This is a genomic window from Enterococcus devriesei, assembly GCF_001885905.1.
GTDB lineage: Bacteria > Bacillota > Bacilli > Lactobacillales > Enterococcaceae > Enterococcus_A > Enterococcus_A devriesei.
On the sequence record NZ_JXKM01000002.1, the window covers coordinates 136046 to 161081 of the forward strand.

Consider the following 25036-nt stretch of genomic DNA (forward strand, 5'->3'; position numbering starts at 1 on the left):
CAATCAAAAATTGCTTGGAACTTCCCTAAACATATGATAGATTAAGGCATAAGTTTTAAAAAAGGAGCCGATTTCATTGCAAAAATGCCCTAACTGTGGATTTGAACCAGTCGAAGGATATGCAACTTGTCCGAAGTGTGGCTTTTCATTACAGTTAAATGATCAAAAAGAGATTGAAGATAGAAATGATACCATCGAATGGTCTGAGCTTGCCGATATGCCAATTGAATCCGTCCAAAAGATGTTCAAAGAAAATGAGGAGAAAATGAAGGAAGAAGAGAATAAAAAAAATTCTACTGAAGAAATGCCTGAAATGAATCCGATTTTGGCACGTTATATTCGTGAGCACAAAGAAGGCGCCGTTGAAGAAGAACCTGAAGAAAGTCCATTAGAAACTGAAAATAAAACAGACGAACCTAAGTCTGAAAGCACTCCGATAGATGAAACACCAACTGAGTCCGCTGAAAAAACGGTTGAGGCAGACGAAGCAGAGTCAACTGAGCCTAAGATAGAAGAAGCGGCACCAGAGATACCTAACGCTGAACTCGAACAAGAAAATCAAGAGACGGTACCTGTTGTTGAAGCTGAAGCAGTTGAAGGCGCACCGAAAGAAAAACTTAAAGAAGAATCTTCAGACGAAAATGAAGAGTCAAAAGAAGAACCAGCAGAAAACTTGTCTGAACCAGTTGAAGCGACAACCGACTCTGACCTTAATTCAAACGAGCCAGAGGCCGTGGAAGAAGCGGCAATTGCTCCTGAACCGTTAGCAGCTGCAACCAAAGTTGAAAAAGCGGAAGAGTCTGAGAAAGCGGCGGTTACCTCTGAGTCTATCAATGAAACTGAACCAGCCGTAGCTACAGAATCAGCAACAAAAGCATCCAAGCCGACGGGAGAAGGACCTAAAAAAAATCGCAAGAAGCTGTATATCACATTAGCGGCGGTGGCGGTTTTAGGAATTGGCGGCGGTTATTATTATCATCATGAAAAAGAAGTCGAAGCTCAACGGATCGCTACAGTGAAAAAAGAAAACAAAGCGATCGACACGATTGAACAGGATCTCGCTAGCTTTTACACGGATGGTCAGCAGACCTTCTTAGCAGCGGATAAGGTCAATGAAAATACCGATCAACTAGCTGACGAGATAGCGCAATACAAGGGTCATAAGCGCTATGATACAGTCAAAAAAGAATACGATGAATTAGTCGCGAAGCAAAAAGCTCAGCAATCGGTGGATCAATTATTCACGAGTGCAGCCATCAATGGAGATAAGCTTGCTGATAAGCCATTGTTAAAAGCGGCTGAACCAGTCGACTTGACCATCAATACTGGCGATACCCAATTTAATACGTTAATGAATCAAGCTATAGCCAACGCTAAAGATCAATATGCCAAAATTGAAACGGCGAAGCAAAAAGCAAATGTCTTATTAAAAGACGGCAATGTGATCGATTCAGTCAATCGCGATCAATACAATGCAGCCAATGACGCGGTGAAGGCCGTTGCTAATCAAGCATTGGTTCAAACGCAAAAGGATGAGTTAGCGAAAGTCGATCAAACCTTAAAAGACAAAGAGAAGAAGGCGGCTGATGAAAAAGCTGCGGCCGAGAAAGCTGCGCAAGAAAAAGCCGAGCAAGAAAAGGCGACGCAAAACCAAAACACAAGTAGTAGCCAAGCTGGCGATACTAGCAGCGATGCTTACGCTTGGGCTCCTGGTGTGAAGGAAAAAGTTATCCAAACCTGTATTTCTCGTGGGTACATTGTGGAAGGCGGTTATCGTTTGGAACCTGTCAAAGTTGAAAATGGTGAAGGCTATTACAACTTATATGCTACTTCAAATCGGGCATCTTTGACAAAAGGTTACACGGATGCGGACTTACCAATGTATTTAGTCACAATTAACTGTAAAACTGGCTGGTTCAAAGGAAACGGCCCGAATTAAATTAATTTGAAAAAGTTGAGATAGAAGCGGTTATCAGCTTCAAATAGTTGAAGCCGCACTTCTAAAACAACGAGTATTCGTAGATAAAGGAGCTAGGAAAGTAATTTTTTCCCAGCTCCTTTATCAGTTTTATTGCTTCATAAAGTAAATAGAGTAAAATAGTAGAAGAATAAATAAACAGACGAGCTGTTAGGAGAAAAAAGATGAATGAATTATTAGGTCAAGTTTTCACAGGACTGATTATTGATGAAAACGAAACAATGTATTTGGTGCAAAAGAATGGAGTTACTTTCCGGCTAGCAAAAACAGAAGAGGCGCCGCATGAAATTGGTGAATCTATTGAGGGCTTCGGCTATGTGAATCAAAAAAAAGAAGCGATCTTTACGACGGAGATTCCAAAAGTGCGGATCGGTCACTATGCCTTTGGCGAGGTGACGGATGTTCGTCGTGATTTAGGCGCCTTTGTGAATATCGGCTTACCAGATAAGGACATGGTGGTTTCTTTAGATGAGATGCCAAGCATGAAAGAATTATGGCCGAAAAAAGGCGACCGTCTGATGATCAGTCTGCGAGTGGATGAGAAGGATCGGATGTGGGGTGTCTTAGCAGATGAAGCGATTTTCCATTCTATGAGTCGAACTGGAAACAGCGAGATGCAAAATGAGAACAAAAAAGGAACAATCTATCGCTTAAAAGTCGCCGGCTCGTATTTGATTACTGAGGATTTCTACTTGGGCTTTGTCCATCCTTCAGAACGTTATCAAGAACCACGCTTAGGAGAAGTCGTCGAGGCTCGGGTGATTGGTGTCCGGCCTGATGGTGTGCTGAATATGTCATTGAAGCCGCGAAGTTACGAAATGATCAATGACGATGCCGCGATGGTCTTGACTATGCTGCAACGTAATGCCACACATACGTTACCTTTTTGGGACAAGTCAGCTCCAGAAGAAATCAAGGAAACTTTCGGCATCAGTAAAGGGCAATTCAAGCGGGCAATCGGCCATCTGCTGAAAGAAAAATTGATCGAACAATCAGAAGGCGAAATTCGTTTAAAAAGCTAATTGAGAATGTCTTGCATTAATTAGGTTGATAAACTATAATAATTCTAAGAAAAACAACAGTAATGCATTGTTTTATTTATAATTATTATAAAGTAGATTGAGGAGGGTTCTCGTGAACGCAATTCTAGCTTTACAAAAAACTAAAAAGCAACTTCATGATTCTGGCTTCAAATTAACCCCTCAGCGTGAAGCGACCGTTCTCGTTTTATTGGAAAATGAAAAGGATCATTTATCCGCCGAAGAAATTTATTTTTTAGTGAAAAGAAAAAGTCCTGAGATCGGGTTAGCGACCGTCTATCGGACATTGGAAATTTTGACAGAGCTGCACATCGTCAATAAAATCAGCTTTGATGATGGCTTGGCGCGTTATGATCTGCGCAAGGAAGGCGCGGAACATTTTCATCATCATTTGCTTTGTTTGGAATGCGGCAACATCGAAGAAATCGAAGAGGATTTACTAGGTGAGGTGGAACGGGTAGTAGAATCACGCTTTCATTTTATGGTGAAGGATCATCGTTTGACTTTCCATGGGATCTGCCAAAGCTGCCAAGCAAAAAAAGAAGCGTAAAGTTTCGAGAAAAAATTCGAATCAGTTATAATAGAATTGTAGAGTCCCTTGTCAAGATACGTGCTATCATTTCAAGGGACTTTTTGGTATGATAAAGCGGAAAGTGGTGAAAAAATGGAAGAACAAATAACAGAATACTTGCATTTTTTATCGATCGAACGAGGACTTTCCGAAAATACTCGTACCAGTTATCAACGAGACCTGAAACAATATTTGGCCTTCTTGACTGAACAAGGGATTACGGAATGGCAAGCAGTTGATCGATATCTTGTTGTGGCTTTCTTAGGAAGTTTAACCGAAGCGGGGAAAGCTTCAACGACGATAACCCGGATGATCTCCAGCCTACGTCGTTTTCATCAGTTTCTACGTCAAGAACGGTATACAGATCATGATCCGATGCAGCATATCGATAGTCCTAAAAAGGCTCAAAAGCTACCTCAGACGCTTTCCATCGCTGAAGTGGAGCGTTTAATTGCAGCACCAGACACGACTACTGATTTAGGCATTCGCGACCGCGCCATTTTGGAAGTAATGTATGCGACAGGTTTGCGGGTCAGTGAGTTAATCAGCCTTAAGCTGGGTGATATCCATTTAGAGATGGGTCTGTTGCAAACAGTCGGTAAAGGGGATAAAGAACGGATCGTTCCGTTAGGTGATTACGCCATCCATTGGCTGGAACGGTACCTTGCGGAAGTTCGCCCGTTAATGACGAAGAAAACGCCAAATGAGCCGTATCTATTTGTCAATAATCACGGACATGGCTTGAGTCGCCAAGGGATTTGGAAAAACCTCAAGCAATATGTAATCAAGGCGGAAATTACAAAGGATGTCACGCCCCATACACTACGTCATAGCTTTGCGACCCATTTGCTTGAAAATGGGGCGGATCTGCGGACGGTTCAGGAGCTATTGGGACACGCGGACATTTCTACGACCCAGATCTATACGCATATTACGAAACGACGGATGACGGAAGTCTACAAGGAATTTTTCCCAAGAGCCTAAAAGAAGCAATAACCCTATTTGAATGAAAAGTTCCTTAAAATGAATAAGGAGGAGAAATGATGTTAACGGATTATCGAAAAAATCAACGAAAGATCGCGATGGGTCTTTTAAGCTTCCATGCCAATTTAAAAGATCAGCAGCATTTACTAAAAGAGATTGATACTTATCAAGAAGATGATCGTTATAATCTTTTTTGCTATTACGATGAACAATCTGACAATGTCCAAGGAGTGATTGGGATCAGTCAGTTGGAAGATCAGGAAATCGTGCTGCATGATATCAGCTTAAACCCTTCTTATCGCGGAGAAGGTGTCGGCTTTAAAATGATGAACGAGCTGCAACAGCTATTTCCCGATCAAAAAATAATTGGTACACCAGCCACGTGTACTTTTTTAGCGAAATGGCAGGAGCGGGTACGGTCAAACGATGGAATCGATTAGTTTAAAATTAGATGTCTTTGAAGGTCCACTGGATTTGTTGCTGCATTTGATTCAGCAATTGGAGATCGACATTTACGATATTCCGATTGCTGATGTCACCGAGCAGTATATGAATTTTATCCATACAATGAAGACACTGGAGCTGGAAGTAGCGGGTGAATATTTAGTGATGGCGGCTACGTTGATGTCAATCAAGAGTCAGATGTTATTGCCTAAGCAGGAGTTGGACTTTGAATATGAGGAAGAGGAAGGCGAAGATCCTCGTGAAGCATTGGTCCAACAGTTGCTAGAATATCGCAAATATAAATACGCGGCCTCTGTTTTATCTGAAAAGGAACAGGAGCGCAGTCTCTTTTATACAAAGGCACCAATGGATCTTTCGGATTATGAGGAAGAGATTTTACCATTGCCGCAGAATCAGCTAAATACGATTGATCTTTTTTTGGCGCTCCACGATGTGCTGCAGCGTAAAAAAAGAAATCAACCGGTTGAGACAACAGTTACAACAGAAACAATCACTGTTGACCAAAAAGTTGCAGAGATCGGCAGCCGTTTAGAAAAACTGTCAGAAGATGAAGGGCTGACCTTGGAGTCTTTTTTTGTGCAATACACTAAGGACGAAGTGATCACCACCTTTATGGCTTTGTTGGAATTAATGAAAAAAGGCCAAGCCACAGCGAAACAAGCGGAAACCTATGCGCCGATTTTGATATTTAAAGGAGCCATTTTATGAATCAATTGAGTCAAATCGAAGCCATACTTTTTGTGGTAGGAGAAGAAGGAATCGGGCTGGAAGAATTAGCTTTCACGTTAAAAAAATCGACACCGGAAATCTACCAAACGGTTAGCGAATTGAAGGAGAATTATGAAAGCAACGAAGCTTCCGCACTGACTATATTAGAAGTGGGCAATCATTTTGTTTTAACAACCAAAAAAGTTTTTGCACCGTTATTGAAGGATTTTGCCCGCTCACCTTTAGCTAACCGGCTGAGTCAAGCAGCACTAGAAACCCTTTCGATCATCGCCTATAAACAGCCGGTGACGCGCTCAGAGATTGACGAGCTGCGAGGGGTGCAATCCAGTGGAGCTGTCCAAACACTGGTGGCTCGTCAATTGATTGAAGAAAAAGGTCGGGTCGACGGTCCAGGTCGAGCAATATTATACGGAACAAGCACTTATTTTATGGATTATTTTGGCTTGAAGGACATGGAAGACTTGCCAGACGTGCAAAAAATGGAAGAAGATTTAGCGGATGATGAAGAACCGCTTGATTTGTTTTATGATCGCTTTAAAGAAGAGGATGGACAATAATGGAAAGATTACAAAAAGTTATCGCCCACGCGGGCATCGCGTCAAGACGCAAGGCCGAAGATTACATAACCGGCGGAAGAGTCAAAGTCAATGGAGAAGTTGTCAAAGAATTAGGGACTAAGGTTGGTAAGAAAGACTTGGTTGAAGTCGATGGTGTGCCAATCTATCAAGAAGAGCCCGTGTATTATTTGTTTTACAAACCACGTGGCGTTATCTCGGCAGTAGCGGATGATAAAAAGCGCAAGGTCGTCACAGATTATTTCGCGGCTGTTCCAGAACGGATTTATCCGGTTGGTCGTTTGGATTATGATACTTCAGGGATTTTGCTTTTGACTAATGACGGCGATTTTTCTCAGCGTTTAGCCCATCCAAAACATCAAATCGATAAGGTCTATGTAGCAAAAGTTAAAGGCTTCGCAGAAAAAAGAACGTTATATCCATTAACAAAAGGAGTTCGGATCGAAGGGAAAAAGACGGCACCCGCTCGTTTTGAGATTCTCTCAACCGATAAAAAGGCCGAAACAAGTATTGTGGAATTGACCATCCATGAAGGCCGCAATCATCAAGTTAAAAATATGCTGGCAGCGGTGGGCTTACCTGTCCAAAAATTAAAGCGGGAGCGCTATGGTGACTTGACCTTAAAAGGTTTGCGTCCTGGTGAATATCGTCGGCTAAATACGAAAGAAATCAACACATTGTTGAATCAATCGAAAGAATAAGTTTTTTACTTGTTTTTTGATAGTAAACTTGTTATAGTTACCTTACAATAAAAATAATTTAAGGTTCGTCTTCAGGGGCAGGGTGAAAATCCCGACCGGCGGTAATAGTCCGCGAACTGCGCAAGCAGCCGATTCGGTGCAATTCCGATACCGACAGTAGAGTCTGGATAAAGAAGATAGAGCTTATTTGAGTGAGTCTGTATTCAAGTAACTCTATGCTTTTTCTGAAGCATAGAGTTTTTTTGTGTGAAGATTGCTTAAATAGTTCGTTGAAGATGATTCCAAAACGGAGGAATTCAAATGAAGAACTTAAAGTTACAAAAAATGACGGCAGTCGCGGTGGCAGCAGCAATGGGATTGATTTTACAATTTATCGCTTTTCCAATCGTTCCCATGTTTCCATTTTTAAAGCTCGATTTTAGCGACATTCCAGTATTGATTAACATGTTTATTTTTGGTCCGGTGACAGGAATTGCGACGGCGTTTATTCGTTCGTTACTGCATCTGACGATGACTGGCTTTTCTTTCGATAATATGATCGGCGATTTTGCTAGCTTTTTCGCCACTTCATTATACACTCTGCCAATCTTCTTACTGTTTAGAAAGAAGACGGCTTCGAAGCGGGTCGTGGGTCTAGGGTTAGGGATTTTAGCTATGACGCTCTTTATGAGTGTGGCGAACTATTTCGTGATTACGCCACTTTACTTAAAAGCATTTGGCCTTTCAGCCGGACAAATGCTAGGTATGGGCTTAGGACGATATATTTTGGTTGGAATCGTGCCATTCAATATTGTCAAAGGACTCGTTGTCAGCGGGGTATTCTTAGTGTTGCATGCTAAGCTGCTTCCGTGGTTATCGAAAAAAACGTTGACCTCACAGCACCATTCAGTTTAAAAGAAAGAAATCTCAGACAAATTGTCTGAGATTTTTTTCGTCTATGAAGAAAGTATAAAATTTTCAAATGAATAAATCGCTTTACAGCAGGTATATTCATGTCCGGCTTCACGAACTAGCTTTATCGGCAATAAGTAAAACTATTTCGAAATTTGAGAAGCAATTTTGAAATAGTTTGGTCTTATTGCTCAAAAGCTGAGCGAGTTCGCGAAAGCCTTTCTGATCCAAGGGTAAATGGACAAATTTTGTAAAAAAATAGTCCATTTACGAAGCCGTGCTTAAAATATGTTATTATGAATTCTGATATAAAATCGCATGGGATGGACAGCGTTTTGCGGCCTGAATGACAGCGTCTTGCTGTTTGGTGGGGATAAATTCGTGAGTGGCTTCCTTTTCTCCGACAAATAACACCAATCCATCATCAGTATAATCAAAAATTTCTGGCGCAATCGTTTGGCATAAGCCGCAGGCAATACAGCGCTCAGGAATGATTTCGCATTTCATTTTTTCACCTTCCACAGGAGAATTATTCTTATGACTTTGTTTATTTTAACGTTATTTCAGACTGGCTACAAGTTAAGAATCTCTACTTTATACCATTTATTAGTAGGAAAACGAACTAGTTCAATTTTGCTTCATGGATTTTTTTACGATAATTTAGCCTATTTAGGTTCTTTTCCGCAACTCAAGGAAGAAGATTTTCAAAAGGAACTGCAGCAATTAATGAATCAGCAATTGATCACCATGGATGACGGCTATGGTCGGCTAACTGAAGCAGGAAAGCAGCATTTGGCTAAAGGGTCAATGGATCTAAACGGTTTAAACAATCTACGTTATGGTCGGATGCGAGACACTGTTTGGCAGCTGATTTTATTTGCTGTGCAAGTAACGAGCCATTGGTCTTTTGGGGAAAAAGAGTATTTGCCAATCGAGAATCGCCCCTATTATTTACAGCAATTAAAAAAATGGTTAAGCACCTCTGATGCTGGACTGGTGGAAAGGGTTCGACAGGAACTTATGGAGGCCTTGCAGCAATTGCCGACGGAAAATGCTAATTTCTTAGCCAATCAATTTTCCGGACATCAGTTTCAAGGAAAGGCGGCCTTTCAACTGCTTGCAGACCGGACTGAGCCGTGGCGTTTGTTGTATACTCAGCGTTCTATTGATCTCTTTTTAGCAAAGCTCGATCAGGGAGAGCTGAGCCGCTTGATCGCAGCGTTAGATCAACAAAACATCAATCAAAGTATGCTGAAGACACGGGAGTTTTTTCTAGCCGGAAAAAGCTTACCGGAAATCTTAGACTTGCGCCACTTGAAGCAAGGCACGATCAATGATCATTTTATTGAATGGGCACTACTAGACCCAACGTTTCCTTTTGAGGAATTTGAGCTGTTGGATTTTGCAGCGCTAGAGAAAGAACAGGTGATTGACGCCTATTATCAGGACTACGACTTGTCTTATTTGAATTTCCGTCTCTCACAAATTCATTTTTTAAGGAGTAACCATGGAACTGACTAAATTACTAAAAGACAAATTTAATTACGATCAGTTTCGACCAGGGCAAAGAGAAATTATTGAAACACTGTTAAGCGGTGAATCAGTTTTAGGAATGTTGCCGACAGGAACAGGTAAATCGCTGTGTTATCAGCTCCCTGGTTATTTGCTGGATGGTACGGTAGTAGTTATTTCTCCTTTGATTTCCTTGATGGAGGACCAAGTGACGCAACTACAGCGCCTTGGTGAAAAGCGGGCAGTCGCCTTGAACAGTTTGCTTTCAACTTGGGAGCAACAATGGGTGTTAAGCCGATTGCATCAGTATAAATTTATTTTTATGAGTCCGGAAATGTTTTTGACCCCGAATGTCCAACAGACCTTGCAACAGGCTCGACTGGCCTTGATCGTCGTGGATGAAGCCCATTGCATCTCGCAGTGGGGGATCGATTTTCGACCAGAATATTTGAAGCTGGCGGATGGGATCACCTTTATCGGCGGGTCATTGGTATTAGCGTTAACGGCGACAGCGACTCACGAGGTGCGAAAAGATATTCAGCGTTTGCTATTTCCAACGAAGCAAGCGGCTGAATTCATTTATTCAGTGGACCGACCGAATATCCGTTTTTTTGTCTATCAAACGGAAAAATTCAAAAAGCTACAAGAGCTAGTCACCAATTTATCGGGCTCAGGAATCATCTATTGTGCGACGCGGAAAAAAGTAGAGGAGCTGTATCAAGCCTTTAAGGGACAGCAGGCGATTGCTTATTATCATGGTGGTCTGACTGGACAAGAGCGGCGAATGCTGCAGCAACAGTTTTTAGCGGGAGAGCTACGGATTCTAATTGCAACCAATGCCTTTGGAATGGGGATCAACAAAGACAATATTCGCTTCGTGATCCATTATGATCTACCGGATTCGCCAGAGAATTATTTACAAGAAGTCGGTCGGGCTGGCCGAGATGGCGGACCAAGCCAGGCGATTTTGCTATATGAGGATGGGGATGAATACATTCATCATTTTTTGCAAGAGCAGACCAATCAATCGAAAAAACTGTTTGAGATTAAACAGAAAATCGATGATCTGGTCCTCGAAGACCCGTTGATCAAAAAATGGGAGCAGTTTTTCCCTAATGAAGAGCAGGAATTAATGAACTTGTTGAATCAGCGGGGTCTGACGAAAAAGCTCCAACTACAAAAAATGCTGGATTATATCGCGACGAACGACTGTCGCCGTGAATTTTTGGTGGCTTATTTTGATGAAACACTAAAGCAAAAAAATCCTGATTGCTGTGACAATGACGGTGCGGTTCTTACATTTAACAAAGTGAAACCCGACAATAGTGAGGGACGACTTGAGTGGCAGGAGATAATTCAAAAAATTTATAAAATTAGTACGAAAAATTAAAAATTGCCGCAAATTTTTTTTGTGCTATGATATAATACATGACGATAGCATTTAGGAGGTTAGAGAAATTGAGTAGAAAAGATCGCTATAATGATACGAACAACGAACCGTGGGATCAACATATTTATGAATCTGATGGTGAAGAAGAATATTCACGCAGCCAATCTCGTCGTAGCAGCGGTGGAGGTAATAACGGTGGCGGGAATACGAAATTCTTAACGATTCTAGTCGCGTTATTGTTAGCCCTTATTTTGATTCCGGCTGGCGCCTATTTCTGGATCACTCGTGATAACGACAAGCCAGCGGCCTCTCCAGAGAGTACAACGCAAGTGTCAAAAGTTTCTTCAACTGAAAAATCAAGCGCCACAGAGAGCAGTACAGAAGAAAGCACCGCTTCAAGCGATTCAGCAGCACAACAAGCGGCTGACCAGCAAGCAGCGGATCAACAAGCGGCGCAACAACAAGCGGCAGAACAACAAGCGGCATCGCAATCTCAAGCAGCAGCCGAAGCAGCAGCTTCTCAATCTGCGGCAGCAGCACAACAAACAACGCCGTCTTCATCAGCTGATCAAGGTCAAGGTCAAACTGCTACAGTACAACAAGGTGATGGACTAAAACAAGTTGCGGACCGCAATGGAGTTTCAGTTGAAAGATTAGCTGAATTAAATGGAAGAACGTTATTACCAAATGGTAGCTTCGATCCTCCAATCAATCCTGGTGATCAATTAAGAATAAACTAGGTTTTCATACTAGATAATACAAAAGAATCAATTCGCCGTAGTCCTTTGTGATTACGGCTTATTTATTGAAAAGAGGCAGAATATGGAAAATATTTCAATTGCAATCGACGGGCCGGCATCATCAGGAAAAAGTACGGTGGCCAAGCTGTTAGCCAGTGACTTCAATTTTATTTATGTCGATACCGGCGCAATGTATCGGGCGGTCACTTTTTTAGCGATCAAACATCAAGTGGCGTTCTCAGACGAAACGGCTTTAGCTGAACTGACAAAGAAATATCCTATCACCTTCAAACAATCAGGACACGGCCAATTGGTTTTCGTTAATGATGAAGAAGTGACTGAAGCGATTCGTCAACCAGATGTCACAGCGGCAGTTTCCGAAGTGTCCGCTCATGGAATGGTTCGAGAAGAATTAGTCGAAGCGCAACGTCAACTAGCCCAAACCGGCGGAATCGTCATGGATGGGCGTGATATCGGTACAACAGTCTTACCACAAGCTGAAGTAAAAATCTTTTTAGTTGCTAGTGTAGAAGAGCGAGCACAACGTCGCTATAAAGAAAACCAAGCAAAAGGCATTCAGATGGATTTCGAAACGATTAAAGAAGCAATCGCAAAACGCGATTACTTAGATTCACATCGTGAAGTTTCGCCCTTGATTCAAGCAGAGGATGCGGAATTAGTCGATACGACCGGCATGTCGATCGAACAGGTAGTGACGAAGATTAAAGGCATCATCGAAGCAAAAGGTTTTTAATTTACTGAGAATGTTGTAAAATAAAGCGTAATTCTACTAATTTTTTCGAAAAAAAGAAGAAATCGCTTTATTTTTCATCTGGATTATTCTAAAATAGATATTGTAGTGTATTTTACGCAGAATTGTTGGTAAGGAGGACAAACGACATGACAGATTTAGAACAAAATTCAATGGACAACGAAAATGTTTCCATGGAAGCAGCAATGGAAAGTGTGCATGAAGTTCAAGTTGGCGATATTGTTAAAGGTGAGGTGCTCGCCTTAGAAGATAAACAAGTAATCGTTGGTATTGAAGGTGCGGGAGTAGAAGGTGTAGTTCCGGCCAAAGAACTTTCAACATTGCCTGTTGAAGATATCAATGATGAAGTCAAGGTTGGCGATATTCTTGATTTAGTCGTTATCTCTTCTATCGGAAAAGACAAAGAAAATGGGAGCTACCTTCTTTCTAAGCGTCGCCTAGATGCGAAAAAAGTTTGGGAAGATATCGAGCAAGAATTCCAAGACGGAAAAATTATCGAAGCACCTGTAACAAGCAGCGTGAAAGGCGGTCTTGTTGTTGATGTTGGTGTTCGCGGTTTTGTTCCAGCATCAATGATCGATGATCATTTCGTTGATGATTTTTCAGTCTACACTGGAAAAACATTGAAATTTAAAATTATCGAAATCGAACCATCTGAGAATCGTTTGATCCTATCTCATAAAGCAGTGGTAGAAGCTGAAAAAGCTGAGAAGAAAAAAGAAATCTTAGCAGACCTATATGAAGGTCAAGTTATCAAAGGTCAAGTTGCCCGTTTGACTGACTTTGGTGCCTTCATTGATCTTGGCGGAATCGATGGCTTAGTTCACGTATCAGAGATTTCTCACAGCCACGTAGCCAAACCAGCAGATGTCTTGAGCGTCGGCGATGAAGTCGAAGTCCAAGTCTTGTCGGTTGATCCTGAAAAAGAACGGATCTCCTTGTCGATCAAAGCCAATTTACCTGGACCTTGGACCGATATTGAAGAAAAGGCTGCACCTGGATCTGTTCTTGAAGGAACCGTGAAACGGTTGACGAGCTTTGGTGCCTTTGTTGAAATTTTCCCAGGGGTTGAAGGCTTAGTCCACATTTCTCAAATTTCACATAAACATATTGCGACTCCTCATGAAGTATTACATGAAGGGGATCAAGTCCAAGTGAAAGTCTTGGAAGTTCATCCTGAAGATCATCGCGTTGCTCTTTCTATCAAAGCTTTGGAAGAAAAACCAGAAGAAGCCAAAGAAGAGCCAGCTGAAGAAGAACATTATGAAATGCCAGAAGAAAATACTGGCTTCACAATGGGTGATATTTTAGGCGATGCGTTGAAAAACGACGACTCAGAAGAACAAGAGTAAGTAACGAAAGATTGAAGACGTGCCGGGTGCACGTCTTTTTTTATTTTTAAGAAAATATGAATGAAAAAACACTCCTTCCCTTGCAAGAAGGACTTTTCTTAGTTAAACTAAGGAGAATTTGAAAAAAGAGAGTCAGCTGCTAATTTTGCTCCTTATTTTTATGGGAGAGCTAAAGGATAGGTAATGGAAGCGAAGAATAGATTTTGTGGAAATTTATGCCAATCATTTGATATTACACTAATTTTTAAAGTATGTTTTGCTAACGGAACGCCAAGTGTTGAAGCTTGGTGAATAGCTATACTAAAATAAGTAGTTACTATGAGCCTCTAGCTCATTTTTTTTGAACGAATCAGTTATTAGATTAATAGGAACGAGGGAATCAAATTATGTCAAATCCTACAATTGCCATCGTTGGCCGTCCGAATGTCGGCAAATCAACGTTGTTTAATCGAATTGCCGGCGAACGCATTTCAATTGTTGAAGATACTCCCGGTGTTACCCGTGACCGGATCTATGCCAAAGGTGAATGGTTAGACCATGAATTTTCGATCATTGATACTGGCGGGATCGATATCGGTGACGAACCATTCATGGAACAAATCAAGCAACAAGCGCAAATCGCGATTGATGAAGCTGATGTCATTTTACTAGTCGCTAGCGGCAAAGAAGGCGTGACTGATGCGGACGAAGCGGTTGCGAAAATTTTATATCGTAGTAAAAAGCCAGTGATCCTGATGGTTAATAAAGTAGATAACCCGGAAATGCGAAATGAAATTTATGAATTTTATTCATTAGGCTTAGGAGAACCTTATCCCGTTTCAGGCAGTCATGGTCTTGGTCTAGGAGATGTTCTAGATGAAGCCGTGAAACATTTTCCAGCCGAAAACGAGGAAGAAGAAGACGAGTCGATCAAATTTAGTTTGATTGGACGTCCAAATGTTGGGAAATCTTCTTTGATCAATGCAATCCTAGGTGAAGATCGAGTGATCGTTTCTGATATCGAAGGAACGACCCGTGATGCGATCGATACAAAATTCGTCGGTGAAAACGGACAAGAATTTACAATGATCGACACTGCCGGCATGCGTAAACGCGGGAAGGTCTATGAAAATACCGAGAAGTATTCCGTCATGCGGGCGATGCGGGCCATTGATCGCTCCGATGTTGTACTTGTTGTTCTGAATGGGGAGGAGGGAATTCGTGAGCAGGACAAACGAATTGCCGGATACGCCCATGAAGCGGGACGTGGTGTGATCATCGTCGTTAATAAATGGGATCTAGTCAAAAAAGATACTAATACGATGAAGAAATTTGAAGAAGAGATTCGGGATGAGTTTGCTTATTTAGACTATGCACCAATCGTATTTGTTTCTGCGATGACGAAGCAACGGTTAAATAAAATCCCGTTAATGATTGAAGAAGTCAGCATGAATCAAAACTTGCGTATACCATCTTCTGTTCTGAATGACATTATTATGGATGCCGTGGCGATTAATCCGACTCCGACAGATAAAGGCAAACGCTTGAAGATTTTCTATGCGACGCAAGTTGCAGTTAAGCCGCCGACTTTTGTGGTTTTCGTAAATGAAGAAGAATTGATGCATTTTTCTTACGCGCGCTTCTTAGAGAACCAAATTCGCAAGGCCTTTGAGTTTCAGGGAACACCGATTAAAATAATCCCTCGACGGAGAAAATAAGGCATTTTATCATACTTTTATTTTTGTGACAATCATTTTTCTTAAATGCTAAAACAACAATGAATTTTATGTCATTAATAGCTAAAAACCTTGCTATCACAAGGTTCATATGCTATCGTTATAACAGAATATTGACCAAATCAATATTTTAAAGCTGATGGTTGGACCACTCAATTATCAGTCGATGTTTTAAACATCATTACTCATTTCTCAGGAGGTGAATTCATTCATGGCAAACAAAGCAGAATTGATCGAAAAAGTTGCAGCAGCTACTGACTTAACTAAGAAAGACGCTACCGCTGCTGTCGATGCTGTATTTTCAACGATCCAAGGCGCATTAGCTGACGGTGAAAAAGTTCAGTTGATCGGCTTCGGTAACTTTGAAGTACGTGAACGTGCGGCCCGTAAAGGACGTAACCCACAAACTGGTGAAGAAATCGAAATTCCAGCAAGCAAAGTACCTGCATTCAAACCAGGTAAAGCGCTAAAAGACGCAGTTAAATAATTGCAGCGACAAACCCGTTGGGGCTCTAGGGCTCTGACGGGTTTTGTTTTGTCTTGAAAGGTAAAAAAAGCTGAAAAGAGACTAAATAGCGACTGGCTTTTGCAGATTGTTCTTCCAAGTGCTGTGACTCCACTTTGTTATCAATGTAGTATTTATTCAAATATGTAGTAATCCATTAATTATTGTTTATTTCTATATAAGTGGGTTATTTAATAAGGTTTTTAACTTATATTTTATTTTACGAAAAGTTCTACATAGGATAAAATTGAATTAGGAGAAAAAGTAGTGAAAGAAGGGGAAGCGATGTCGGAGGAGCGACTATTTTATGTTGAACGAAATGATTCTTGGCATTCATATGAATTTTTAGCAAGAAGACAGCATGATCCTAAGTGGCGTCAAGCCTTTATAGAGGCGGATGCTTTATTAGAACGAGAAGAAAAGAAGAAAAAACGCCGTAATTTTATTATATTGTTGGTCTCCGTTCCGGTAGTGGTACTTGGAATGTTAGTGGGTTTATATTTTTATGGCTCTGCTGGGGAAGAAGCAATTCCTCAACGGGCGCTATCGTTGACGGAAGCGACCTCTTCTACCTCAACCGCTTCGGCGGAACCAACAGAAACACAAGATACCTCAAGTGTTGGAGAGGTGTTAGTAACGCCGTGGGGAGAGCATGTCACAGTGCTGCGAGTTTTATCAAACGGGCAGCGGGTAATCCAGGAAGCTCCTTCACCTTCAGATTTGAATAATGATGGGGTGCTGACATACGAGGAATTATCGCGCGTAGAAGAAGAGGCGAATCAGCAATACCAACAGCCGGTGACACAACAAGGCCAACCCAATCAACAGCAAACACCGCAACAGACCGTGCCGAGTCAAAGTCAACAGCAGCCAAATTCACAACCTGCTTCTAGTCAGCCGGGGGTTCAACCGGAAAGCCAGCCACAACAGAATCCGTCGCAAAATCAACAACCGGAAGTAAGTACGCCGCAAGGCTCGACGGCAATTCAATAAATTGCTAAGTTTGAAGGTTTTGGGGATTTTTGAATCAGAAAAAAAATAAAACTTCATGTGCCTTTCGCAGATTTGTTGCGAGAGGTTTTTTTGTAGTATAAAATGAAAATAAGCGAGGTGTTGGAAATGGAAGTACGCTATCGAAATAGCAAATTTGAGACACCGGTTACTTATGGTGAGACAGTGGCCTCCATGATGCGAAAGAAAGACTTGACCAACAAACAGATCCTTTTTTGTGGGAACCAGCGGTATTATGATTTATTTGCGGAGAAGCTGCGCCAATTTATTCCTAAAACCAGTGATCATGAGTGGTACATCACAACGAACAACCGGTACTGTAACACGATGAAGAATTTTCAAGAATTGACTCGCTTTTTAGAACGCTTCCGTGGATCAAAGCAGGCGATTTTCTTTGGAATCGGAAATGAAGGGGTAATGGAGCTGTTAGGCTTCACGCAGCATGTTACGCCGATCGAAGCGGAGCTATGCCTGCTACCGGTCTCCTTACGTTCCTTTGCCCAGAGTTTATCTTTTGTGGATCAAATCGTTTCTGATAAGACTATGATGACAGTAATGGAAATCACCGAAGCACCTCACAGTATTTTATTTGACCATACGTTGGCGGACCAGCAAACGACCGGTAAAATGGTAGATCTATTGACTTTGATCCGTTGCGGGATCGTTTGCGATTATTCCTTTTTACAAAGCCTATACCTGAACTTTCCGACAAGAGACGAGTTGCTGCAGCAATCTTTTGCCGCCTTTAGTGAGACTTTGTTGAATTATTATGGTACTCATAGTGAACAATTGCGTAATTTTGGCAAAACCTTTGAGCGGGCCTTTTTTCAAACAGAAAACGGCTCCTTATTGTCTAATAGTATGAAGACGATGTTTGGATTACTCTTTGAATTAGCGTGGAATGTTGTTGCAGGTAATGTTCATTTCAATTTTAAAAATTTTATGATATGGTTGGTGCGATTAGGATTTCCAATCATTGTGCCAGCGGGAATCTCGTTGGCTGATTATGGTCAGCAGATTATTGTATTAGCCGAGGAGCAACCTTTGTTAGGATTGAATCAAATCGGCGAAGTCGGGACTGAAAAAATCCCGACACAAAGAGAATTGCTTCAGACCTTTGAAGTGTATCAAAAAATCGTCACAGAGATCAGGGGAGAATAGATGGCAAGTTATAGCGAAAAAATGCTAGCGGCATTAAGAGAAGAAGAATTATCCGAAGCGAATTTAATGTTTGAAGAAGCATTAAAAAAAGATTCACCAGAATTATTGGCTAGTTTAGCGGAGGAACTACAAAGCTTAGGTTTTTTGGGCGAGACACAACGGATTTTAGAGAAATTATTGGCGGACTTTCCTGAGGAGGATATGTTTTATCTTTCATTGGCAGAAATCGCGATTGAAGAAGACGATATTGATAAGGCCTTTGAATATTTAGAACAGATCCAGCCAGATAGCGAAAATTATTTAGAGAGCTTATTAGTGACTGCCGATCTTTATCAAGTACTGGGGATTCCAGAAGTTAGTGAAGCGAAACTATTGCAAGCTAAAACATTAGCGCCAGAAGAACCATTGATTACTTTTGCTTTAGCTGAATTGCATTTTTCTACTAATCAATTAGGCGAGGCCATTAATGATTATGGACAACTGCAAAAGCAAGGAATCGATGAAATCGCTAATATTTCGATTGATGAACGAATCGGATCAGCCTACAGTATGATGGGAGGCTTTGAAGAAGCGATTCCATTTCTAGAACGAGCCTTAGAGAAGGAGCACACCTCCGATCGTTTATTCCAGCTAGGCTTCACTTATTATCAGCTCCATGATCATCAAAAAGCCATCAATTATTTGCAAGAATTAGAAACCCTTGATCCGCAATATCAAAGTGTTTATTATTACTTGACAGACAGTTTGAAGGAAGAAGAATTATTAGAAGAAGCCTTGACTGTCGCTGAAAAAGGCATCAAAGAAAATCCTTATCAAGTCGAACTGCTGCATTTAGCTTCCGAGATCGCCTATCGTTTACGAGACAGTAAAAAGGCGGAGGAATTATTACAGCAAGCACTTGAAACAGGTGAGAAGACTGATGAAACGTTGCTAACGTTAAGTAATCTCTATTTGAATGAAGAACAGCCTGATAAGGCGATCGAAATGATCAGTCAAATGGATGAAGAAGACAATCCTTATGCTGCTTGGAATTTAGCGCAAGCCTATAATGAATTAGAAGATTTTGAGGCGGCAGGTACGTACTACAAGCAAGCTTATGAAGATTTGGCTCATGAGCCAGATTTCTTAAAAGCTTATGGTCTCTTTTTACGAGAAGACGGTCAAATAGAGTTGGCTCGTAAAGTGTTAACAAGTTACCTACAATTAGAGCCTGGAGATTTAGAGGTGCAGTCCTTATTAGAAGAGTAGAGAGGTGAGAAGATGATCGATGTAGCTGAAAAACGTGAATTTCTTGTTTGGTTGATCAACAATGTGTCTTTTCAACGACGAGAAGTGATTTGGATTTTGAACTACTTAATTAATCACGAAGCCATTTTGCGGAATGTGCATATCGTTGAAGGCGCCTTGAATACGAAGCGCGGCATCGTTTTTCGCGATATCACTCAACGTGAAGATCCCATGGTGCTTACGGTAGAGGGTCAGCAGTTTACGAATAGTGATCAAATTTTTCATGAGATTCGCCTACATTGGCAGCAGCCTTTGTACTTAGAGTGTGTCTTCCCCAACTCTTGGCAAAATGCCCAATACTTATCGGTCTTGGAGGATAATCCCGAAAATTCTTGGAACGATACTGTTAGTGAAGAGATCGTCTTAGAGGTGGAGAATTATTTGAAGCATCAAGAGAAAGAAGCGCAGGCGGACTTGTTGAAGAAACAAATTGATCTTGCGTTGGAGGATGGCGATAAGGAGTCGTTCCTCATCTTGTCTGATGAATTGAATCGATTGAAATTAACTTTACATGAATGATGAATGATTTTAGCAAGCAGTCGGAAATCCTGCTTGCTATTTTTATGGGAATATCGTGAAAATATAAAAAGAATTCACTTAATCACTGGAATATGATACGATTTAGTTAATAGTAAGTCCTAAATATAATTTCTATTCTATTATTTGTGAAACAGGTAATTAGTATCGCCGAGGAGAATAGAAAGAAACGGAGGGTTTTAATGAAAAAATATTTTTTATTGACTGTCTTGGCAGTGGTGACGATGGGTCTCTTTGGTGGTTGTTCAAACAACGATGACACGAGTGATAGTTCAGCCAGCCAATCTTCATCGTCTAGTGAAATGAAAGCGGATAATGCGGATCAAGTCATGCAGGATTTTGATTCAATTACACTAGGTGACGCGGAAAACAAAGGCGAAGGCGGAACAGCAAAAACAGAAGTTGAGCAGTTTTTTGGAAAAGTCAGCGAAGAAGATAAGGGCAAGGCCAAAGAAATCACGACAGATGTGATCACTTGGGACAAGCCCGCTGGAGCAAAATCGATTGTCATCTCCTTTATTGATGACAAAGTAGTTGGAAAATCGATCGATGGGTTAGAAACAGCCGACGAAAAAGAACTATCTAAGGCCCAATTTGGCGACCTAAAAACTGATGGCTCGTACACCAAACAAATGGCACTGGAACAGCTTGGTAAACCGGAGGGCATAGGTGCTAACAGAGACTCTGATGGAATGGTGGAAATTTATAACTGGAACAATGTGACGGATGAAAATAAAAAAGTAATTACGACAATTGAATTTGTTGATGGGAATGCTAAGACAAAAAATCAAACAGACAGAGAATAAATAAAAGAGGACTTCCGCGATAAGTGGAAGTCCTCTTTTTGATATGTTAAGTAGTTCGTTTCAAGGTGAAGCGGCGCCGTTGCGGCCTTAAATAAGTGAAGCCTTCTCCTTCAACATCATGAACATTGCTGATTAAGATAAAAGCTTTTTCATCCACGGAGTGAACTATTTTTTTAACCTCGTTAATCTCTTGCTGTGAAACTACGATATAGACGATCCGTTTCATTTCAGAAGAAAAGCCGCCTTCGCCATGCAGGTAGGTTACACCCCGTTCCAGATGGCCCATTAGTAATTCAGCGACCACGTTACTTTCATTGGTGATAATCATGACACCTTTGGCTGCATATCCGCCGGAAGAAAGAATGTCTACGACGCGACTGAATACGAAAGAAACAATCAAGGTGTACATCATGCGTTTCAAATCTAGATAAGTCAATGAGCAGATCAAAACAATAATATCAAAAACTAATAAGGATTTTCCCATCGTCAGACCGAATTTCTGTTCCAAGATGCGGGCGATCACGTCTGCTCCACCAGTTGTTCCACCGTAGCGATAAACTAATCCGCTGCCAAAACCGGCGAACAAACCAGCTAAAATCGAGACGATAAACAGGTCGTGGTCTAAATTAATTGTGAATGGTACACGTTGCCAGATCCATAAGAAGACGGATAAACAAACCGTGCCTAGAATGGTGTAATAAAAAGAACGTTTTCCCAAAATTCTCCCACCGATTAAAATCAAAGGTATATTAATAATTAATGTTGTATACGCAGGGTCGATACCAAACAAGGCGCGAATGATCAAGGTGATACCGGTAACGCCACCTTCTGCTAAATGGTTGGCAATATTCAAGTAAACCAATCCAAAGGCATATATAGCTGTACCCACCACAATAAATAAAATTTCCTTAATCCGTGTAGTCATAGTCGTTTCCATACGACACCCCCTCAAATTTTATCCTCATCCAACATAGCACGAAATATAGATTGTTACAACAACATGATAGGAAAGAAAACTGTTTTTTGATAAGATAGGTTTGAGGTGGTTTGATGAAACAAAAGACAATGAAAATCATGCAACAAGAAGTTGATGATTATATCCAACAGTTTAAGACAGGTTATTTTTCCCCATTAGGTCAAATGGCTCGTTTGACCGAAGAAGTCGGAGAGCTGGCTCGTGAGATCAATCATTATTACGGTGAGAAAAGCAAAAAAGCATCAGAGCAACCGAAGACTGTTGAAGAAGAATTAGGTGATGTTTTATTCGTCACGATTATTATGGCTAACTCTTTAGGGATTGATTTAACGGAAGCCTTTGATCGCAATATGCATAAATTTAACCAGCGGGATCGTTACCGCTTTGAACGAAAAGATGGTCAGACGGAAGGTGACGCACAATGAGACTAGAAGCCTTGCCATTAGAATTTCAAGGGGCGATGCCGATTTTACGGAAATTACAAAATGCCGGTTATGAAGCCTATTATGTCGGAGGAAGCGTTCGCGACATTTTACTGAACAAACCAATCCATGATGTCGACATCGCCACCAGTGCTTTTCCGGCTGAGGTCAAGGAATTATTTCACCGAACGATCGATGTCGGTATTGATCATGGCACCGTGATGGTTGTCACAAAGGAAGCCACCTATGAAGTCACTACCTTCCGAACTGAATCAACGTATCAAGATTATCGTCGACCAGATCATGTTGAGTTTGTTCGTTCACTAAAGGAAGATTTGAAACGCCGGGATTTTACAATCAATGCGTTGGCGGTGGGAATTGATGGCAATGTGATTGATTTATTTGACGGCTTAAGTGATTTGCGAAATAAGGTCTTGCGGGCAGTGGGAAATCCTTATGAACGTTTTCATGAAGATGCGCTGCGAATGATGCGGGCGTTACGCTTTGTCAGTCATTTAGGCTTTACGTTGGAACCAGAAACTTTCGAAGCGATTCAAGAATACCATTCATTGTTGGCGAAGATTTCAGTGGAACGAATCAACGTGGAGTTCGTTAAATTGATGATGGGTTCGTTTCGGGAAGCCGGTCTGCGCTCCTTTGTGGAATCTGAGTGTTATATTTATTGTCCGGGGTTACGAGAACATGGTGATGCATTACTGAATTTCGCTGAGTTGCGGGGGCCGGCAATTCCAACTGAACGCCAAGCCTGGACCTTGTTAATGACGATGCTGAATTTTGGTGAAGAAGAGATCCGGCAGTTTATGAAGGAGTGGAAATGTTCCAATCAGTTGATTCGTGAAGTTAGCCAGATGGTTCCAGCACTTCATTACCGACTAATCCATGAGTGGGACAATTGGTCCTTGTATCAGCTTGGCCGAGAATTGGCTTTGTCGGTGGAGTACTTATTGTATTATTTTCAGCGGGAACCGAATTTAGCGAAGGTCCGCTTACTGTATCAATATTTACCGATCTTTTCCTTGAAGGATCTTGCATTAAAAGGGAACGATCTCATGAGTAACTTTGATTATCCTCGCGGACCGTGGATCAGTACGACCTTGAAAGCGCTGGAACAAGAAGTAGTTGAAGGTCATTTAAATAATGAAAAAGCAGTGCTTTTGGCCTATGCGACAGATTTTTTGAAAAGGAGAATGATATGAAGACACTGACCAAAAAATATCAAGTGGCAAAGAATCAGACGGCACGTTCAATGGGCTCTGGTGATTTAGAAGTCTTAGCGACACCTGCGTTAGTTGCCATGATGGAAAATTGTGCAAAAAGCTTCGTGGCTGACGGGCTTTCTATAGGACAAACAACGGTCGGTTTCAAGCTTGATTTGAAACATCTTGCACCAAGCGCCACTGGGGCTGAAATCAAGGTTGAAGCCGAGCTTACTGATGTTGACGGTCAGAAGCTGTCTTTTTCGATCAGAGCTTATGATCAAGCGACCTTAATTGGGAGTGCCAGTCATCAACGAGTGATTGTCGAAACGGCAGATTTTTTAGAAAAATTGAAGTAGAAGCACAACATGTGACCGTTTACTCAAGGTGTGCTAAACTAATTCTAGATTAGTAGTGAGGAGAATGTAGAATGGCAAGAGAAATGACAGCTTTAAAGTTCTATTTCCGTAATGGGGAAACTTGGACGATCGATCGTCGATATATTGGTGATTTGTGGATCAAGCAAATTACGACAAGTTTTGGAAGAATTCACGGTAGTGAGTTTGTTGAAATCCATCCATGTGCGGGCTTCAAGATCGAAATTTATCAAGAAGGCGACCATGTTCAAACTTCAGACATCAATTTAGGTGGTTTAGAAATGGGGATGTTTGAACGTGCCCGTAAATTCGAAGACATCGAACGGATGGAAATCATTTACCGTGCAGGACATCCAGATTCCGTTTACTTCCCTTATAAAGACAAAGACACTGAAGGGTTAGACAACGTATATCAATCAACGAAAGTCTCTGAAAAGACTAAGAGCCTTTACATCGTGATTGATCCAACCAAGACGGTTGATGAAGTCTATGGCGAATCATTTTAATAGCACGAAGACAAGTATTCGTTTGAATACTTGTCTTTTTTTAAGTAATTATTAAGGTACCGTAATAAAAACAACAATACTCTTGCTAATTTAAGAAGGTACCTGTATTATATATTTATGTAAGGTACCTCTCTAAAAGCTTTGCTTCAAATTTTTATTGGAAAACGATTATTTTTAAAGAGGAGAGAGTTATTATGGAAAACCAAATGAATGAACAATTTATGAAATTACAACATGACTTGCATCGTTACTTGCGCAGTCGCGCAGCTAAAAACCATACGATGGGGCCTCATCGTGGTCAAGGACGCATTTTAGCTTTGTTGAAACTAAATCCTGAAATCAGCCAAAAAGAATTAACCTTTGTCTTAGATATGCGTCCACAATCAGTGGGTGAACTACTACAAAAATTAGAAGACAAAGAATGGATCACTCGTGAAGCTTCTGAAGCGGACCGTCGTGTAATGATTGTTCGTTTAACTGAATTAGGCAAGGCTGAAGCTGAAAAGGTTTCTGAGCGTCCCGATTTTGGTGAGGAATTATTTGCAGACTTTACTGACGAAGAAAAAGCTGAATGGTCACGACTAGTAGAAAAACTATCAAATACACTAAAAAGTCATTTTTCAGAGGAAGAATCCGAAGAAACCTTTGGTGGCGGACGTGATTTTGATGATCCGAGATTCTCTCATAGAGGGGGTCATCATGGGTTTGGCGGTCCACATGGTCATGGAGCAAGAAAGGCTCATCATTTTTCTGAATTTGATGGCTTTAACTGGTAATCAATATTTGTACAATGAATGATCACTTAATTCTAGTGAA

Annotated in this window: 28 protein-coding genes and 1 riboswitch; of the genes, 26 read left to right on the plus strand and 2 right to left on the minus strand. The window is 41.2% G+C overall.

The window, feature by feature from the left end; translation table 11 throughout:
* The first annotated feature begins 76 nt into the window (after positions 1-76).
* The 9 genes from RV00_RS03210 to RV00_RS03250 all read left to right on the plus strand — a co-directional run bounded on the left by RV00_RS03210 (position 77) and on the right by RV00_RS03250 (position 7937).
* On the plus strand, positions 77-1939 hold the full coding sequence (locus tag RV00_RS03210) for a cell division site-positioning protein MapZ family protein (RefSeq protein ID WP_071861167.1): 1863 nt from the start codon (positions 77-79) through the stop codon (positions 1937-1939).
* 203 nt (positions 1940-2142) lie between these two features.
* Positions 2143-3000 carry a CvfB family protein gene (locus RV00_RS03215; RefSeq protein WP_071861168.1) on the plus strand — a complete coding sequence of 286 codons (858 nt, stop codon included), beginning with the start codon at positions 2143-2145 and terminating at the stop codon, positions 2998-3000.
* A gap of 112 nt (positions 3001-3112) precedes the next feature.
* A complete protein-coding gene (gene fur / locus RV00_RS03220) occupies positions 3113-3568 on the plus strand; it encodes a ferric iron uptake transcriptional regulator (RefSeq protein WP_071861169.1) in 456 nt (151 codons plus the stop codon).
* A gap of 114 nt (positions 3569-3682) precedes the next feature.
* Positions 3683-4573: a site-specific tyrosine recombinase XerD gene (gene xerD / locus RV00_RS03225; RefSeq protein WP_071861170.1), complete on the plus strand. Its 891-nt coding sequence runs from the start codon at positions 3683-3685 to the stop codon at positions 4571-4573.
* 59 nt (positions 4574-4632) lie between these two features.
* The gene (locus RV00_RS03230) at positions 4633-5013 is read left to right on the plus strand and encodes a GNAT family N-acetyltransferase (RefSeq protein WP_071861171.1); all 381 of its coding nucleotides are present in this window, start codon (positions 4633-4635) and stop codon (positions 5011-5013) included.
* Entirely contained in the window at positions 5000-5746 is a 747-nt protein-coding gene (locus RV00_RS03235; RefSeq protein WP_071861172.1) for a segregation/condensation protein A, read from the plus strand. The genes RV00_RS03230 and RV00_RS03235 overlap by 14 nt, the downstream gene beginning before the upstream one ends.
* On the plus strand, positions 5743-6324 hold the full coding sequence (gene scpB, locus RV00_RS03240) for an SMC-Scp complex subunit ScpB (protein WP_071861173.1): 582 nt from the start codon (positions 5743-5745) through the stop codon (positions 6322-6324). The genes RV00_RS03235 and scpB overlap by 4 nt, the downstream gene beginning before the upstream one ends.
* Positions 6324-7043, plus strand: coding sequence for a pseudouridine synthase (locus RV00_RS03245; protein ID WP_071861174.1), 720 nt, complete (start codon positions 6324-6326; stop codon positions 7041-7043). The genes scpB and RV00_RS03245 overlap by 1 nt, the downstream gene beginning before the upstream one ends.
* Positions 7044-7106: 63 nt before the next feature.
* Positions 7107-7225: riboswitch (FMN riboswitch) on the plus strand.
* 118 nt (positions 7226-7343) lie between these two features.
* Positions 7344-7937, plus strand: a complete 594-nt coding sequence (locus RV00_RS03250; RefSeq protein WP_071861175.1) for an ECF transporter S component — start codon at positions 7344-7346, stop codon at positions 7935-7937.
* 291 nt (positions 7938-8228) lie between these two features.
* On the opposite strand, the gene RV00_RS03255 is transcribed toward RV00_RS03250, so the two are convergent.
* Positions 8229-8441, minus strand: coding sequence for a ferredoxin (locus RV00_RS03255; RefSeq protein WP_071861176.1), 213 nt, complete (start codon positions 8439-8441; stop codon positions 8229-8231).
* 30 nt (positions 8442-8471) lie between these two features.
* On the opposite strand from RV00_RS03255, the gene RV00_RS03260 reads away from it, so the two are divergent.
* The 12 genes from RV00_RS03260 (at position 8472) to RV00_RS03315 (ending at position 20722) form a co-directional block, all read left to right on the plus strand.
* The gene (locus RV00_RS03260) at positions 8472-9455 is read left to right on the plus strand and encodes a helix-turn-helix domain-containing protein (RefSeq protein ID WP_071861177.1); all 984 of its coding nucleotides are present in this window, start codon (positions 8472-8474) and stop codon (positions 9453-9455) included.
* Entirely contained in the window at positions 9442-10836 is a 1395-nt protein-coding gene (locus tag RV00_RS03265; RefSeq protein ID WP_071861178.1) for a RecQ family ATP-dependent DNA helicase, read from the plus strand. Before RV00_RS03260 ends, RV00_RS03265 begins: the two co-directional genes overlap by 14 nt.
* Before the next feature lie 68 nt (positions 10837-10904).
* Positions 10905-11576 carry a LysM peptidoglycan-binding domain-containing protein gene (locus RV00_RS03270; RefSeq protein ID WP_071861179.1) on the plus strand — a complete coding sequence of 224 codons (672 nt, stop codon included), beginning with the start codon at positions 10905-10907 and terminating at the stop codon, positions 11574-11576.
* Positions 11577-11658: 82 nt separating this feature from the next.
* The gene (gene cmk, locus RV00_RS03275; RefSeq protein ID WP_071861180.1) at positions 11659-12330 is read left to right on the plus strand and encodes a (d)CMP kinase; all 672 of its coding nucleotides are present in this window, start codon (positions 11659-11661) and stop codon (positions 12328-12330) included.
* Between the two features lie 146 nt (positions 12331-12476).
* Positions 12477-13700, plus strand: coding sequence for a 30S ribosomal protein S1 (rpsA, locus tag RV00_RS03280; protein ID WP_071861181.1), 1224 nt, complete (start codon positions 12477-12479; stop codon positions 13698-13700).
* 386 nt (positions 13701-14086) lie between these two features.
* Positions 14087-15397 carry a ribosome biogenesis GTPase Der gene (gene der / locus RV00_RS03285; protein WP_071861182.1) on the plus strand — a complete coding sequence of 437 codons (1311 nt, stop codon included), beginning with the start codon at positions 14087-14089 and terminating at the stop codon, positions 15395-15397.
* A 229-nt stretch (positions 15398-15626) separates the two neighbouring features.
* Entirely contained in the window at positions 15627-15902 is a 276-nt protein-coding gene (locus RV00_RS03290) for an HU family DNA-binding protein (protein ID WP_010739427.1), read from the plus strand.
* Between the two features lie 285 nt (positions 15903-16187).
* Positions 16188-16913: a hypothetical protein gene (locus RV00_RS03295; RefSeq protein ID WP_249024051.1), complete on the plus strand. Its 726-nt coding sequence runs from the start codon at positions 16188-16190 to the stop codon at positions 16911-16913.
* Positions 16914-17039: 126 nt separating this feature from the next.
* On the plus strand, positions 17040-18092 hold the full coding sequence (locus RV00_RS03300) for a hypothetical protein (protein ID WP_071861183.1): 1053 nt from the start codon (positions 17040-17042) through the stop codon (positions 18090-18092).
* Positions 18093-19340 (plus strand): tetratricopeptide repeat protein, encoded by a 1248-nt coding sequence (locus tag RV00_RS03305; protein WP_071861184.1) that lies wholly within the window; start codon positions 18093-18095, stop codon positions 19338-19340.
* Between the two features lie 12 nt (positions 19341-19352).
* Positions 19353-19898, plus strand: coding sequence for a YpiB family protein (locus RV00_RS03310; RefSeq protein ID WP_071861185.1), 546 nt, complete (start codon positions 19353-19355; stop codon positions 19896-19898).
* 200 nt (positions 19899-20098) lie between these two features.
* Positions 20099-20722: a DUF3862 domain-containing protein gene (locus RV00_RS03315; RefSeq protein WP_071861186.1), complete on the plus strand. Its 624-nt coding sequence runs from the start codon at positions 20099-20101 to the stop codon at positions 20720-20722.
* A 46-nt stretch (positions 20723-20768) separates the two neighbouring features.
* Here the strand turns inward: RV00_RS03315 and RV00_RS03320 are convergent, their stop codons facing one another.
* Positions 20769-21659, minus strand: a complete 891-nt coding sequence (locus tag RV00_RS03320) for a YitT family protein (RefSeq protein WP_084133222.1) — start codon at positions 21657-21659, stop codon at positions 20769-20771.
* Between the two features lie 113 nt (positions 21660-21772).
* Between RV00_RS03320 and RV00_RS03325 the strand changes: the two genes are divergently transcribed.
* The 5 genes from RV00_RS03325 to RV00_RS03345 all read left to right on the plus strand — a co-directional run bounded on the left by RV00_RS03325 (position 21773) and on the right by RV00_RS03345 (position 24996).
* Positions 21773-22123 carry a nucleotide pyrophosphohydrolase gene (locus RV00_RS03325; RefSeq protein ID WP_071861187.1) on the plus strand — a complete coding sequence of 117 codons (351 nt, stop codon included), beginning with the start codon at positions 21773-21775 and terminating at the stop codon, positions 22121-22123.
* Positions 22120-23337: a CCA tRNA nucleotidyltransferase gene (locus RV00_RS03330; protein ID WP_071861188.1), complete on the plus strand. Its 1218-nt coding sequence runs from the start codon at positions 22120-22122 to the stop codon at positions 23335-23337. Before RV00_RS03325 ends, RV00_RS03330 begins: the two co-directional genes overlap by 4 nt.
* Positions 23334-23696: a thioesterase family protein gene (locus RV00_RS03335; RefSeq protein ID WP_071861189.1), complete on the plus strand. Its 363-nt coding sequence runs from the start codon at positions 23334-23336 to the stop codon at positions 23694-23696. The genes RV00_RS03330 and RV00_RS03335 overlap by 4 nt, the downstream gene beginning before the upstream one ends.
* Positions 23697-23767: 71 nt before the next feature.
* The gene (locus RV00_RS03340) at positions 23768-24220 is read left to right on the plus strand and encodes a hypothetical protein (protein WP_071861190.1); all 453 of its coding nucleotides are present in this window, start codon (positions 23768-23770) and stop codon (positions 24218-24220) included.
* A 194-nt stretch (positions 24221-24414) separates the two neighbouring features.
* A complete protein-coding gene (locus RV00_RS03345; RefSeq protein ID WP_071861191.1) occupies positions 24415-24996 on the plus strand; it encodes a MarR family winged helix-turn-helix transcriptional regulator in 582 nt (193 codons plus the stop codon).
* Positions 24997-25036 lie beyond the last annotated feature (40 nt).

Bases quoted from the DNA above. Each gene is read 5' to 3' on its own strand.
- RV00_RS03320 (WP_084133222.1), bottom strand. From the start codon at position 21,659: ATGGAAACGACTATGACTACACGGATTAAGGAAATTTTATTTATTGTG.
- RV00_RS03265 (WP_071861178.1), top strand. From the start codon at position 9,442: ATGGAACTGACTAAATTACTAAAAGACAAATTTAATTACGATCAGTTT.
- RV00_RS03245 (WP_071861174.1), top strand. From the start codon at position 6,324: ATGGAAAGATTACAAAAAGTTATCGCCCACGCGGGCATCGCGTCAAGA.
- RV00_RS03255 (WP_071861176.1), bottom strand. From the start codon at position 8,441: ATGAAATGCGAAATCATTCCTGAGCGCTGTATTGCCTGCGGCTTATGC.
- xerD (WP_071861170.1), top strand. From the start codon at position 3,683: ATGGAAGAACAAATAACAGAATACTTGCATTTTTTATCGATCGAACGA.
- RV00_RS03235 (WP_071861172.1), top strand. From the start codon at position 5,000: ATGGAATCGATTAGTTTAAAATTAGATGTCTTTGAAGGTCCACTGGAT.
- RV00_RS03290 (WP_010739427.1), top strand. From the start codon at position 15,627: ATGGCAAACAAAGCAGAATTGATCGAAAAAGTTGCAGCAGCTACTGAC.
- RV00_RS03230 (WP_071861171.1), top strand. From the start codon at position 4,633: ATGTTAACGGATTATCGAAAAAATCAACGAAAGATCGCGATGGGTCTT.
- RV00_RS03305 (WP_071861184.1), top strand. From the start codon at position 18,093: ATGGCAAGTTATAGCGAAAAAATGCTAGCGGCATTAAGAGAAGAAGAA.
- RV00_RS03215 (WP_071861168.1), top strand. From the start codon at position 2,143: ATGAATGAATTATTAGGTCAAGTTTTCACAGGACTGATTATTGATGAA.
- der (WP_071861182.1), top strand. From the start codon at position 14,087: ATGTCAAATCCTACAATTGCCATCGTTGGCCGTCCGAATGTCGGCAAA.
- RV00_RS03260 (WP_071861177.1), top strand. From the start codon at position 8,472: ATGACTTTGTTTATTTTAACGTTATTTCAGACTGGCTACAAGTTAAGA.
- scpB (WP_071861173.1), top strand. From the start codon at position 5,743: ATGAATCAATTGAGTCAAATCGAAGCCATACTTTTTGTGGTAGGAGAA.
- RV00_RS03335 (WP_071861189.1), top strand. From the start codon at position 23,334: ATGAAGACACTGACCAAAAAATATCAAGTGGCAAAGAATCAGACGGCA.
- RV00_RS03330 (WP_071861188.1), top strand. From the start codon at position 22,120: ATGAGACTAGAAGCCTTGCCATTAGAATTTCAAGGGGCGATGCCGATT.
- RV00_RS03345 (WP_071861191.1), top strand. From the start codon at position 24,415: ATGGAAAACCAAATGAATGAACAATTTATGAAATTACAACATGACTTG.
- RV00_RS03310 (WP_071861185.1), top strand. From the start codon at position 19,353: ATGATCGATGTAGCTGAAAAACGTGAATTTCTTGTTTGGTTGATCAAC.
- RV00_RS03250 (WP_071861175.1), top strand. From the start codon at position 7,344: ATGAAGAACTTAAAGTTACAAAAAATGACGGCAGTCGCGGTGGCAGCA.
- RV00_RS03325 (WP_071861187.1), top strand. From the start codon at position 21,773: ATGAAACAAAAGACAATGAAAATCATGCAACAAGAAGTTGATGATTAT.
- RV00_RS03300 (WP_071861183.1), top strand. From the start codon at position 17,040: ATGGAAGTACGCTATCGAAATAGCAAATTTGAGACACCGGTTACTTAT.
- RV00_RS03315 (WP_071861186.1), top strand. From the start codon at position 20,099: ATGAAAAAATATTTTTTATTGACTGTCTTGGCAGTGGTGACGATGGGT.
- cmk (WP_071861180.1), top strand. From the start codon at position 11,659: ATGGAAAATATTTCAATTGCAATCGACGGGCCGGCATCATCAGGAAAA.
- rpsA (WP_071861181.1), top strand. From the start codon at position 12,477: ATGACAGATTTAGAACAAAATTCAATGGACAACGAAAATGTTTCCATG.
- RV00_RS03340 (WP_071861190.1), top strand. From the start codon at position 23,768: ATGGCAAGAGAAATGACAGCTTTAAAGTTCTATTTCCGTAATGGGGAA.